This is a genomic window from Pedosphaera parvula Ellin514 (assembly GCF_000172555.1).
Classification (GTDB): Bacteria; Verrucomicrobiota; Verrucomicrobiia; order Limisphaerales; family Pedosphaeraceae; genus Pedosphaera.
The window spans coordinates 117,300-130,058 of record NZ_ABOX02000016.1 but is presented as its reverse complement, the minus strand read 5'-3'; the positions used below and the strand labels follow the sequence as shown (position 1 = coordinate 130,058).

At 53.7% G+C, this 12,759-nt stretch carries 10 protein-coding genes; 4 read left to right on the top strand and 6 right to left on the bottom strand.

Features of this window, described 5'->3' with window-relative positions:
- The 3 genes from CFLAV_RS34940 to CFLAV_RS14570 all read right to left on the bottom strand — a co-directional run.
- Window positions 1-185, bottom strand: a 185-nt coding sequence (locus tag CFLAV_RS34940; RefSeq protein ID WP_150107426.1) for a hypothetical protein, incomplete at its 3' end; no start/stop codon positions are given.
- Between the two features lie 223 nt (window positions 186-408).
- The gene (locus tag CFLAV_RS14575; RefSeq protein ID WP_160164583.1) at window positions 409-618 is read right to left on the bottom strand and encodes a HEAT repeat domain-containing protein; all 210 of its coding nucleotides are present in this window, start codon (window positions 616-618) and stop codon (window positions 409-411) included.
- Between the two features lie 226 nt (window positions 619-844).
- Complete coding sequence (locus tag CFLAV_RS14570; protein WP_007415520.1) at window positions 845-1,990, bottom strand: aldo/keto reductase; 1,146 nt, start codon at window positions 1,988-1,990, stop codon at window positions 845-847.
- Window positions 1,991-2,305: 315 nt separating this feature from the next.
- On the opposite strand from CFLAV_RS14570, the gene CFLAV_RS14565 reads away from it, so the two are divergent.
- Complete coding sequence (locus CFLAV_RS14565) at window positions 2,306-2,989, top strand: acyltransferase (protein WP_007415519.1); 684 nt, start codon at window positions 2,306-2,308, stop codon at window positions 2,987-2,989.
- A gap of 33 nt (window positions 2,990-3,022) precedes the next feature.
- Complete coding sequence (locus CFLAV_RS14560; protein WP_007415518.1) at window positions 3,023-5,182, top strand: ATP-dependent DNA helicase; 2,160 nt, start codon at window positions 3,023-3,025, stop codon at window positions 5,180-5,182.
- A gap of 195 nt (window positions 5,183-5,377) precedes the next feature.
- Here the strand turns inward: CFLAV_RS14560 and dusB are convergent, their stop codons facing one another.
- Window positions 5,378-6,484 (bottom strand): tRNA dihydrouridine synthase DusB, encoded by a 1,107-nt coding sequence (dusB, locus tag CFLAV_RS14555; protein WP_040548816.1) that lies wholly within the window; start codon window positions 6,482-6,484, stop codon window positions 5,378-5,380.
- A 319-nt stretch (window positions 6,485-6,803) separates the two neighbouring features.
- Here dusB and CFLAV_RS32335 point away from each other — a divergent pair, with 319 nt between their 5' ends.
- Window positions 6,804-11,744 carry an immunoglobulin domain-containing protein gene (locus CFLAV_RS32335; RefSeq protein ID WP_150107424.1) on the top strand — a complete coding sequence of 1,647 codons (4,941 nt, stop codon included), beginning with the start codon at window positions 6,804-6,806 and terminating at the stop codon, window positions 11,742-11,744.
- Window positions 11,745-12,107: 363 nt separating this feature from the next.
- Complete coding sequence (locus CFLAV_RS35970) at window positions 12,108-12,257, top strand: hypothetical protein (protein ID WP_007415515.1); 150 nt, start codon at window positions 12,108-12,110, stop codon at window positions 12,255-12,257.
- A gap of 74 nt (window positions 12,258-12,331) precedes the next feature.
- On the opposite strand, the gene CFLAV_RS37635 is transcribed toward CFLAV_RS35970, so the two are convergent.
- Window positions 12,332-12,457, bottom strand: coding sequence for a tRNA-dihydrouridine synthase (locus CFLAV_RS37635; protein ID WP_283950768.1), 126 nt, complete (start codon window positions 12,455-12,457; stop codon window positions 12,332-12,334).
- Window positions 12,458-12,495: 38 nt separating this feature from the next.
- Window positions 12,496-12,672 carry a hypothetical protein gene (locus tag CFLAV_RS36130; RefSeq protein ID WP_007415512.1) on the bottom strand — a complete coding sequence of 59 codons (177 nt, stop codon included), beginning with the start codon at window positions 12,670-12,672 and terminating at the stop codon, window positions 12,496-12,498.
- Window positions 12,673-12,759 lie beyond the last annotated feature (87 nt).

Below are 12,759 nucleotides of genomic sequence, written 5' to 3'. Positions count from 1 at the left end.
GACTTTATAATCCATGAAGGAATTTGTTTCAGCACTTCTTCCACAGTCATTCCTTCACCACGGGCGATTTGCTCTTGAGCTTCACGAATGCCCGCTACCAACTCGATCTCCCGCGCGATTTGTTCATAGCTAGCCCCCTCGGGTAGTTTTTGAACCAATTCCAAAACATGTGCTTTCGCGGTCATAAGCATATTGTGCCAAAACATTGGTAAAGCGCAAGGTCCAGATACGCGCCAAGATTTGTACCAGCGTGGCGGTTTCCTGGATTTCTAGAATCGATTCCAAAATTAATTCCATTCGCTCATCACTCATTTTTGCCCCGTTGAAACAATAGTCTATGAGAGCTATCAGACTGTTCCAGCCGCCAGAATAATTGTGAATTGAACCAGTGAACAAATCCCTTGTTTCTCATTCGCCCCCTTCCAAAGCCATGCGGGCTCGACGACGGACATATTCTTCTTCGTCATCAGTAAAACGCTTCAGTAGTTCGATTGCTGGTTGAGAACGAATTCGTCCAAGTAAGACGGCTGACTGCCAACGAGCATCAGTATCAGAGGATTCCGTAGCCGCTTTGGCCACCTGCAGACCAATTTTTGGATATTTTTCCAGGATTTCCAAAACAGTTTCACATTCATTGTCCCGAGCGAGCACGTATAACAGGTCTTGGATTTCATCTGCAGCCTAAGTTGCATTAAGATTACCAGCTAACAACTGCTTAACGGCAGCGTACAGATCCTGCCAATGGTCATAGTAAGTTTCTAACTCGGCGGCGGCGGGTTTGGTGCAAATTCCCCAGGCTGTGAATTTTCCAATTTCTTCTTTAAGACATGGCATGGCCGAATAACTATGGGACCTTCTCTGTCTTATGCGTGCAGGCGATGTCCTTGTCCGGATCGATGCCCCACTTGCTTGCGATGAGTTCGTGGTCCTTGGTGATTTCCCAACGGTCCGGCAGCGCGGAACCGACATGCGCACGGTTCGCGCCCTTCAGTTCCATGCAATTCTTGTTATTGCCGATTTTAGCAATGTGCCTGATCTCGTCTTCGTTCAGCTTGATATCGGGCAGTGACGCCAGTTCATCGACCTTGGATTCAATCGATTTCGCCTTGTCGCCATGCTCCTGAATTAATGTCGGGATGACGCTTTTCACAGCCGGCTGCGACAGATTCCAAATGCAGGCGAGCTGCAGCATGGTGAGCTTATGGAAACGGGCAATCTCGCGCATCTGTTCCATCTTGGCCGTGCCGGCTTCCACCCAGCCCGCCGGACGGAACGTGCGATGATCGTGATGACCAAATTGATGCCCGGGCTTCACGTCGTCGTGGAATAGGCCGCCGTAATCCACCACGCGCGTGATCAGATTCACATCGTGCTTCACGGCGGATTCTAACACCATGCAACCAGGCCAGGGCTCAAGCGGATTCAAAATAATCATCGCCCAATCGAGCAGGGGACCGAACCGCTCAAACGCGATCAGCATATCCAATGTAAATCCATTGGCCGGCCCCGGCGCGATGCCCAGACGATCCGTCAGCCCGGCATCCTTGACCTTGTCCATGGCGCTCCAGACCTTGTCGCTGGTGTAGCCGATGAAGTCGGGATTGTGCAGCATCAGCAAATCGAACTTATTCGTCTTGCAGCGTGCCAGGGCCTTTTCCGTGGCCATACGCACATAACCTGCATATTCAGCCGGCGTCTGCGTGGCTGTGAAGCGTGGATAACCCTTGGAACCCGCCCGTTCGCCTTTGTAGAAATCATGGCCGATTGCCCCGATCAGGCAATAGGATTCCCGCGGCAGGCCGGTCAGCGCCCGGCCCAGCATCTCGTCCGCTGCGCCGTTGCCATAGACATCCGCCGTCATGAAGGTGCGGATGCCTTGCTTGTAGGCATGTTGAATCACCTCAACAAACCGTTCTTCACTCAGTGGCTCGCCAAAGTGCATGTAACGTCCGCCATTCCAAGTCCCGTATGCAGTGCGTGTCAGATCCATAAAATTCAAAATTTAAACTGCCATGGAAGCGTCTGTGCTTCCGCTGACAATCAACTCAACCCAATGAATTTACCACGTCGTGGCGGCATGAAAATAGTTTTTCCTGCGGCTTTAGCCTCAGGAACCTCCCACAGACAGCGATCTTCACAGGAAAGTCACCCGGGCTCCTTCGATTCGTAACGCACCTTTGGCAAATAGTTACCCAGCAGCAAACATAAATCTACAGCCTCTAACGGCATACGACCCCTCCAGGACGGCAAGGCCCTGGAGGGTTTTCTATTTGCGGGCAAGGCGCTTTCCAGTAACTTAAAAGTCATGTTCAAGCCGAGTGACTTGTTTGATTTGAGCCAGACAGAGCATGCCGCTCTGTTCGAGGGTTGCGAGTACGCCTGGGACGCGTTGAAAAAGCTCAAGGCTTACATCGACGCGAACGTAAAGGCATCCCCACACAAGCATGCCAATGCCCGTGTGTCGATCGGTGACCAGGTCATCATCGGCGAAGGTACCGTGATTGAAGATGGCGTCATGATCAAAGGGCCGGCAATTATCGGCAAAAACTGCGAAATACGCCATAACGCCTACATCCGCGAGCATGTCATCATCGGTGACAACTGTGTCATCGGCAATTCCTGCGAGTTCAAGCACTCCATGCTGTTCAACCACGGCACCGTTCCGCATTTCAGCTACGTGGGCGATTCCATCCTCGGCTACAAAGCCCACCTGGGTGCCGGGGTAAAGATTTCCAATGTCAAACTGATGCCCGGCAACGTCGCTGTCGAAAAAGATGGCCAACCTTTCGATACCGGCCTGCGCAAGTTCGGCGCTCTGCTTGGCGACCATACGGATATCGGCTGCAATTCCGTGCTTAATCCCGGCAGCATCGTCGGTCGTGGTTCAGTCATGTATCCGAATACCAATTGGCGTGGCGTTTTGCCTGCCAATATGATTGTGAAAAACAAGGCCGCACAGGAAATCATCGTGCGCCGTGTCCGAGGCTAGGATGCGCAGCACAGGAATGTTAACTTTAGCACGATGATCAGTATCATTGAGTCTCAACCCGGCGCTGCCGGCAGTGATTTGGTTGCGCAGGTCGAATCGATCTTCTCGCCGACCGGAATCCTGTCGCGGGCCAGTAATTTCGAATACCGCCCGCAGCAGCAGCGCATGGCGGTCGCGGTGGCCAAGGCTCTGGAGAACAAGGATCATCTCGTGGTGGAAGCGGGCACGGGCGTCGGAAAAAGTCTCGCTTATCTGATTCCTTCCATTCTTTACGCGATCGCCAGCAGCAAAAAGGCCGTCATCTCCACGCATACTATCAATCTGCAGGAGCAGCTCACGCAAAAGGATTTGCCGATGCTTGAGCAGGTGCTGCCGATCAAGTTCAGCTATACCATGCTGAAAGGGCGCGGCAACTATCTCTGTTCGCGGCGCCTCTTCAAGGCCATGCAGCAATCGAACAGTCTTTTTACTTCACCGGAGGAGGAAGAGCTCAAGCGCATCCATGAATGGTCGAAGACCACCAAGGACGGCAGCCTTTCTGATTTCGAAATCGAACCCGATCCCAAGGTTTGGTCGCACGTTTGTTCGGAGCGCGGACTTTGCTCGCCGAAAATGTGCGGGCATCAATCCGAGTTTGGCCAACAGAATGGCGTTTGTTTTTTCCAACGCGCCCGGCAACGCATCCTTTCCGCCGACGTCCTCGTGGTCAATCACACGTTGTTTTTCACATTGCTGGGTGGCATCGAAGAGGAAAATGAAGGCGGCGTGCTCTTCAAAAACGATTTTGTGGTTTTCGATGAAGCGCACCAAATGGAAAGCGTTGCTTCGAAACACATAGGCCTGAGTGTTTCCAGTGGGCAGATGCGTTATGCTTTACAACGACTCTGGAATCCACGCACGGAAAAGGGAATTTTAGCGACGTTACGTCAGGGCAAAACCGTAACCTTGGTGGCAGATTTGTTGCGGGAAGCCGATCATTTTTTTGGTGAGGTGGAGACTGCTTGCGAAGAGCTACGCAAAGCCCAGTCGGATCAAAATGCGGGGGAAAGCAACGCTGCCAGGGCAAAGCGCGCCTGGACCGAACTGCGCATCCGCAAACCGGAACTGGTGCAGGACAATGTCACGCTGCCCATTCAACGCCTCCGTGAAGCTGTCAGTGAACTCATCAAAATGACGGAGGACAAGGACACCGGCCAGGAATTGGTCGAGTGCAATCGCCGCCTTGCTGATTTGCGCGAAGAAGTCGCCATGTTCCTCAATCAGAGTGAAGAGGATTATGTCTATTGGGTCGAGCGCTCGGGTAAAACGCAGAAGAATTTCGCTTTGAATGCGGCGCCGGTCGATGTGGCGGAATTTTTGCGCCGGCGTCTGTTCGGCTGTGATACCAGCATCATCATGACCAGCGCCACGCTCTCAGTTTCCGAAAAGGATCTCGAAAGCGCGAAGGCCAAGGCCGCTGCTGCTGAGAAAAAGTCTGAACCGGAACGCCCCGCCCGATTCCAAAAGCGCAATGAATTTCCGGGACTGAATTATTTCGTTCGCCGCGTCGGTGCGCAGGAAGCGACTTTGCTCCAGGTTGGAACGCCTTTCCATTACGAAGAACAAATGAAATTATTCGTGGTGAATAAAATGCCCGACCCGCGTGACCAGGGTTATCGCGATGCGTTGATTCATTGGATCGAGCATTTCATCAAGATGACACATGGGAAGGCCTTCGTCCTGTTCACCAGTTACTCGCTGATGCAAGACGTGGCCGACCGCATGCAGCCCTTCTTCGACAAGCTCAAGCTGGAGGTTTATGTCCAGGGCACCGGCACACCTCGTTCCGTGATGCTTGAAAAATTCAAAGAGAACGTCGACTCCGTCCTCTTCGGCACCGACAGCTTCTGGCAAGGCGTCGATGTTCCCGGCGAAGCATTGTCGAACGTCATCATCACGCGACTGCCTTTTGCCGTGCCCGATCATCCGCTCATCGAAGCGCGCATCGAAAACATCGAAGCGCATGGAGGCAATCCGTTCAGTGAATTTTCACTTCCCGAAGCCATACTGAAATTCCGACAAGGCGTTGGCCGACTCATCCGCACCAAGACCGACAAAGGCATCGTGGTCGTTCTCGACAATCGCGTGCTCGTCAAGCGCTACGGCCAGGCATTCCTCGATGCCATGCCGAAGTGTCCGGTGGAAGTGATATAGATTTTTTCCCCATAGAATTTTTCTCGCGGAGAGCGATTCAGAGGAGTAATTTCCCATGAGTTGCTTTGCTGCAGCGTAAGGAGGGCATTCACCACTGCAGAGTTGGGATTTCCTTCCGGGTGGAAGGAGCGGGTGTTGGGTGTTATTTCGTGTGTTGCCCAATACCCGCTTAACTTTTATGGGCACAAAATCTTACTACCAAACTTCCACCGGCCCCTTGGGCACAGGAATATGCTGACGCTGTGCTACGGCGGGTTCCGGCTGCATAAATGAGGCGACCATCGGTGGCGGACGATAACTCGGTTTCAAATGGCCGTTTTCATCCAGGAATTGCAGACGCCATTTAATGTATCGATCCAAAATGTCATGGAACTCGGCGCGAGTGGAAACCAGCACGACTTTCTTATTGAACTCGTTGGCTGGCCCGAACCGCTTTGAATACCATGGTGCGACTTTGCGGAACATGCGGCAGCCGAGTGGTTCGCCGAAGACTTCGACCATCAAATCCAGGTGACGACACATGACCCGCACACGCTCTTCAAAGGCCGGCTCCGGCAACAGCTCACCCGTCTTGATATAGTGTTGCGTGTGGGCAAAAATCCATGGGTTGTAAAACGCGCCGCGTCCAATGCTCACACCTGCGCAGCCGGTTTCGTCGAACATCATTCTGGCGGCTTCAGGCGTCGTCACGTCGCCGTTGCCGATGACCGGAATCGATTTCACGGCTTGCACCACCGCACGGATGCCGTGCAACTTCACGGTTCCGGAAAAGCCCTGTTCACGCGTGCGACCATGCACGAAGATCGCAGTGATTCCCACATCCTCCAAGGCGCGCGCCAAATCCGGTGCGGTTAAATTGTCATCGTCCCACCCGAGGCGCATCTTCGCGGTGACTGGAATTTTCACGGCATCCACCATCCCCTTGACCAGGGCGGAGGTTTTATCCAGCTCCGTCATCATTGCCGATCCGCCGCCTACCTTGCAGACCTTGCGCACGGGACAACCCATGTTGATATCGATCGAAGAAATGCCAATTGACTCCAGAAAAACCGCCGCATCGCGCATCTCCTCCGGAACAGAGCCGAATAGCTGGACGGCGAGTGGCCGGTCCGCTGCATTGGTTTCGATGAGTTTGAAGGCCTTCGGGTTTTTCTCGAGTAGCGAACGGGCGTTGACCAGATCCGTGGTCGCCAGATCCAGCCCGCCAACTTCACGCAAAGCGAGCCGGAAAGGCAGGTTGGTGTAACCCGCCAGCGGCGAAAGGAACAGATTTGATTTAAGTGTCAACGACCCGAAACGCATCATTTCGGCCTAGTATAGCAGAACTCGCAGCAACGGGAAGAGCGTAAGCAACTGGTTACCCCCAGACTGTCATGTTCATGTAGGTGTGCCGGAATTCCGATGGCGTGGAAATTGCTAATCAGAACAAGAAAGCAGAAAGCAGCTTTTTCGGTGCTTAAGTGGATGCGATTGACCGGCTTGTTGATGCAATTGAGTATGACTGTAATCCACCCTAGGTCAAGTGTGGCAAAACGAGACACTCGAAGAGTCGAGTCGCTTTGATCTGCGGACGGGTGAAAACTGGCTGGGCACGAGTTTTGTAAAAGAAAGCGAGTTTTATATGAATAACGTTAAACTGGCTGGGTCTGGAAGCAGAATGCGCGGTGCGTTGTTTGTCCTGGGCTTGTTGTTTTGCCTGGCCGTTTCTCAAACAAGAGCCGTCGTGCTCGAAAACGGAATCGATCCTGCCAATATTGGTAAAGGAGATTGGATTTACGTTCTCTCAACCGCTACTTCTCAGCATGGTGGCCTGGACGGGTTGATGGCCTATGAGAAAAGCCAGGGGATGAACTATCTCATCGTCAAGGCAGGAGATGGTTCGGACCTTTATCCTCCCAGCAGTCCTCAATTCACCTCGAACGTTGTTGATAGCGCCCATGCGGCGGGTCTGAAAATCTTTGGCTACACCCGTTCATTCGGAACGAATATTCCGGGAGAACTTGCGATCATTACGAACGCAATCAGCCTGGGGGCGGACGGCTATGTTATCGATGCGGAGCAGGAATGGGAGAGTCAGATACTGCCTAACAACAACACCGCCGCATTGCAGTTGCTGCAGCCGATCAAGGCCGCCTTCCCCAACCGCTTTTTAGGTCATGCTCCGCAAATGTATATCCACTTTCACAGCTCGTTTCCCTACACCATGTTTGGCATCTATTGCGATGCGGCAATGCCTCAGGCTTATTGGAAGAGTTTTGGTATCACTCCCACCCAGTGCATAACCGACCTGGGCACAGACTGGCGAAACTGGCAGAACAGCCTGACTGGCACGAACCGAAACGCCATCAAGCCGATTGCTCCAGTGGCTCAAGGCTATACTCCTGGAACCGACCCTGTGACGGCGGCGGAGATCACTGAGTTTTGCAATGCCATGAAAACTGCAGTGAACCCTGCTACGGCTGGTGGCTACAAGCCGCTTAATTACTTTCGATCAGAATTGCATAGCGCAGAAATCTGGGACGCCATGCGCACGAACAGCATTGGCGACCCGCAACCAGTTGCTCCGTTTGTTTATCATGTGCAGGCGACCAACATTGCCGAGACCTCCGCTACGATTGCCTGGGTTACGGATACAGACGCGGACAGCATTTTGGATTATGGCCATGGTGCGGGATTTTCGAATTCGATTACAAACTCCACCCTGGTCACCAGCCACTCGATTGTCATTAGCGGCCTCACGCAGACAAACAGTTATCATTTTCGTGTTCGATCCAAGGCTGGCGGCAGTACCAATGTCACATACTCGGGAGATTTCACTTTCACCACCAGGATTGCAGGCTTTGTGCCCGATATCATCGTTGATAACACAAACGCCGTAGTGGTGGGTTCCTGGACCACCGGGACAAGTTCAGCTGATCGATATGGTGCCGATTATCGTTTCCGTGGCGTTGGTACCGGCGCCAATTTTCTGGTCTACAACCCCACCATTACGCAGGCCGGACTTTACCAGATTTTTGAAACCCATCCGCAAGGAAGCAATCGATCAACAAATGCTCCTTATGTAATTACCTACTATGGCGGAGTTCAGACGAATTATGTGAACCAGCAGGTTGGTGGCGGCTTGGTCGGAGGCACATTTAATTCACTCGCGACTGTTTATTTCCAAGCGGGAACAAACGGCAGTGTAAAGATTACCGATGCCTTCACCAGCACTAACGGCCTGCAAGTGATAGCCGATGCGCTCAAGTTTGTATATGTCGGCCAACCCACGCCTCCCAATATCACGGCCCAGCCACAGGGACAAACTGTAAACCCCGGCTCCACTGTGACGTTTGCAGTAATTGCTTCGGGACTGGCGCCGCTCACCTATCAGTGGCAGTTCAATGGAGGCGATATTCCTGGCGCCACCTCGGCCTCCTATCTGCTGGCAAATGCCCAGGTGGCGGATGCTGGGATTTACACGGTGGTAGTAAGCAATCCAGGCGGTGACACGGAAAGTGCCAATGCAGTGCTAAATGTAAACGCAGCTCCATCCATCAGCGCGCAACCGGCCAGCCAGACCGTCAATCCAGGCGACCCCACCTCTTTCACCGTGACTGCCACAGGATATCCGGCTCCCACATTCCAGTGGTGGTTCGCAGGCGCTCCGATTGCAGCCGCGACAGATAGCACCTATGTGCTGGCGAGTGTGCAGCCAAACCAGGCCGGCAATTACTGGGCGGTGGTTTCCAACTCAAGTGGCAGCGTGACGAGTTCCATTGTGAGTCTGTCGGTCAACATTCCTGTGGCCATTACCACGCAGCCGATCAGCCAGAGTGTAATGATTGGCAACGTTGCCACCTTCAGCGTGACCGCCACCGGATCTCCCGCCCCGACATTTCAATGGTGGTTTGCAGGCGCTCCCATTGCGACTGCGACAGATAGCTTCTATGCGCTGGCCGGTGTGCAGCCCAACGAGGCCGGCAATTACTGGGTGGTGGTTTCCAACTCCAGCGGCAGTGTGACCAGCTCCATCGTGAGTCTGTCCGTCAATATTCCAGCAGCCATTGCCACACAACCAATCAGCCAGAGTGTTACCATCGGCAGCAATGCGACCTTCAGCGTGACCGCCACCGGAACTCCGGCTCCGACATTCCAGTGGTGGTTTGCAGGCGCTCCCATTGCGACTGCGACAGATAGCTACTATGCGCTGCTCCATGTGCAGCCCAACCAGGCAGGCAATTACTGGGCCGTGGTTTCCAACTCGAGCGGCAGCGTGACGAGCTCCATCGTGAGCCTGTCCGTCAATATTCCTGCGGCCATTACCACGCAACCAATCAGCCAGAGCGTTACCATTGGCAGCAATGCCACCTTCAGCGTGACCGCCACCGGGACTCCCGCTCCCACATATCAGTGGTGGTTTGCAGGTGCTCCTATTGCGACTGCGACAGATAGCAGCTATGCGCTGGCCAGTGTGCAGCCCGACCAGGCTGGTGAATACTTGGTAGTGGTGTCCAACTCGAGCGGCAGTGTGACCAGTTCCATCGTGAGTCTAGCTGTCAATATTCCAGCGGCCATTACCACGCAACCAATCAGCCAGAGCGTTACCATGGGCGGCAATGCCACCTTCAGCGTGACTGCCACCGGATCTCCCGCCCCCACATATCAGTGGTGGTTTGCGGGTGCTCCCATTGCCACCGCAACCGATAGCACCAATGTGTTGGCCAATGTGCAACCCAACCAGGCCGGTGATTACTGGGTGGTAGTTTCGAATTCGAGTGGCAGTGTGACGAGTTCCATTGTGAGCCTCTCAGTCAATATTCCTCCAAGCATCACCACGCAGCCAATCAGCCAGAGTGTCACCATGGGCAGCAATGCCACCTTCAGCGTGACTGCGATCGGAACTCCCGCTCCGACATTTCAGTGGTGGTTTGCAGGTACACCCATTGTGGGAGCCACGCAGAGCACCTACACTCGAGTCAGTGTGCAAACCAACCAGCTGGGCAATTACTGGGTGGTAGTTAGCAACACCAGTGGCAGCGTGACGAGCTCCATTGTGAGTCTATCCGTTAATGTTGCTCCTCGGATTACCACGCAGCCGGTCAGCCAGACCGTCATCGTGGGCAGTAATGCAACTTTCAGCGTGACCGCCACCGGATCTCCGGCTCCCGCATTTCAATGGTGGTTTGCGGGTGCTCCTATTGCGGCGGCCACGCAGAGCACCTACACCCGAGCCAATGTGCAAACCAACCAGGCGGGTAATTACTGGGTGGTGGTTGGCAACACCAGCGGTAGCGTGACGAGCTCCATTGTGAGTTTGTCTGTGAATATTCCTCCAAGCATCACCTCGCAACCGATCAGCCAGAGTGTCACCCCTGGCCACAATGCAACCTTCAGCGTAGTTGCCACCGGAACTCCTGCCCCGACATTTCAATGGTGGTTCGCCGGCACTCCCATTAGCGGTGCCACGCGGAGCGCCTACACCCGATACAATGTGCAAACCAGCCAGGTGGGTAATTACTGGGTGGTGGTTAGCAACCCGATCGGTAGCGTGACGAGCTCCATCGTGAGTCTATCTCTCAATATTGCACCCCATATTACCACACAGCCTAAAAACCAGACTACCACCGTTGGCAATAATGCAACTTTCAGCGTGACCGCCACCGGATCTCCGGCCCCGACATATCAGTGGTGGTTCGCCGGTACTCCCATTGCGGCCGCCACGCAGAGCACCTATGCGCTGGCTAATGTGCAAACCAGCCAGGCGGGTAAGTATTGGGTGGTGGTTAGTAACTCGAGCGGCAGCGTGACGAGCTACATCGTGAGTCTATCCGTCAAGAATCCTCCCAATACTCCTCCAAGCATCACCACGCAACCAATCAACCAGAGTGTCACCATTGGCAGCAATGCCACCTTAAGCGTGACCGCCACCGGATCTCCGGCCCCGACATATCAGTGGTGGTTCGCGGGTACTCCCATTGCGGCTGCGACAAATAGCAGCTACGCGCAGGCCAGTGTGCAAACCAACCAGGCGGGTAGTTACTGGGTGGTGGTTAGCAACTCGAGCGGCAGTATGACAAGCTCCATCGTAAGTCTGTCCGTCAATATTCCTCCGACTATTACCACGCAGCCAATCAGTCAGAGTGTCACCATTGGCAGCAATGCCACCTTCAGCGTGACCGCCACCGGCACGGCACCGTCGAAGTATCAATGGAGCTTCAATGGGTCGCCAATCCTTGACGCCACCGGCAGCAGCTACACCGTTTTGAGCGCCCAAACAAACAACGCGGGGAGTTATTCCGTGGTGATAACCAACGTGGCAGGTTCCATCACCAGCTCCAATGCCCAACTCACCATCAAAGCACTGCAACCAGCACAATTTCAGCTGATCAGTGTGTTGCCAGACGGGCGGGCGCACTTGATCATCACTGGCCAACCCGGCGCTAGTTACGCAATCGAGGGGTCATCCAATCTCGTCGATTGGTTGGAATTGATGACCGTGGTGAATACCAATGGAACGATCGATGTCATCTATAACTCGGCATCCAATGGAACGCTGCACTTTTACCGCGCCCGGCAGTAGCTTTATTCCCACAGGGGACCGATAGGTTCCAGATTGGCGTTTGAGGAATAATGCCTCTAAGTGAAGTTGGGAAATTTTTTGCAAGAAAGGCCATTCAACCAGCTTGCGAATGGCTTTTTCAAACCGTCATTCCCGCCCAGCTTTTACTCCTTTCGCCTGGGGCCAAACCGGGGACCTCTTAAGGCCCGTAGGGTCGGCATGGTTATAGGATCAATCCCAAAAGAATTGCCCGCTTCGGCCCACGATTCCAAATAATTCAACCCATGCAATCGAAGCGGAACGCACCAGCGCATCGCCACATTATTCTTGCCAATATTTTACTCACCTCACTTAGTTTAAAATCACAAGGCGTTCATTCTGCTGGTGGCTGTGGTTCAGCTCTTCCTGGTGAGCACTCCTGCGCGTGCGGTGATTCGCGACGGCGGCGGCAATCCTTCATACTTCGGCAAGGGCAATTGGATCTACTACATGTATGATGCGACGAATATGCTGGGGGGGATGTTGCCACAGTAACCAATTGGAATCTTTACGGCGTCGACCATCTCTTTGACCAGTGCGGAGGTTTTATCCAGTTCCGTCATCATTGCCTAGCCGTCGCCAACTTTGCAAACCTTGCGCACGGGACAACCCATGTTGATATCGATCGAAGAAATGCCAATTGATTCCAGATATATCGCCGCATCGCGCATCTCCTCCGGAACAGAACCGAAAATTTGAACGGCGAGCGGCCGATCCGCAGCAGTCGTTTCAATCAGCTTGAATGCCTTGGGATTTTTTTCAGCAGCGAGCGGGCATTGACCAAATCGGTGGTCGCCAGATCCAGCCCACCAACGTCACGCAAAGCGACGCGGAAAGGCAGGTTGGTGTAACTCGCCAGCGGCGAAAGGAACAGATTTGAGTTAAGTGTCAACGACTCGAAACGCATCATTCCAACTTTTTATAACGGAACTTGGGCGACGGGAAAAATGTCGAGCGACTTGACGCCACCGATCGGCATTTTCATGTAGGTGTACAG

Coding starts and splice junctions, on each gene's coding strand:
- dusB (WP_040548816.1), bottom strand. CDS start 6,484: ATGCGTTTCGGGTCGTTGACACTTAAATCAAATCTGTTCCTTTCGCCG.
- CFLAV_RS36130 (WP_007415512.1), bottom strand. CDS start 12,672: ATGATGCGTTTCGAGTCGTTGACACTTAACTCAAATCTGTTCCTTTCG.
- CFLAV_RS32335 (WP_150107424.1), top strand. CDS start 6,804: ATGAATAACGTTAAACTGGCTGGGTCTGGAAGCAGAATGCGCGGTGCG.
- CFLAV_RS14560 (WP_007415518.1), top strand. CDS start 3,023: ATGATCAGTATCATTGAGTCTCAACCCGGCGCTGCCGGCAGTGATTTG.
- CFLAV_RS14570 (WP_007415520.1), bottom strand. CDS start 1,990: ATGGATCTGACACGCACTGCATACGGGACTTGGAATGGCGGACGTTAC.
- CFLAV_RS14565 (WP_007415519.1), top strand. CDS start 2,306: ATGTTCAAGCCGAGTGACTTGTTTGATTTGAGCCAGACAGAGCATGCC.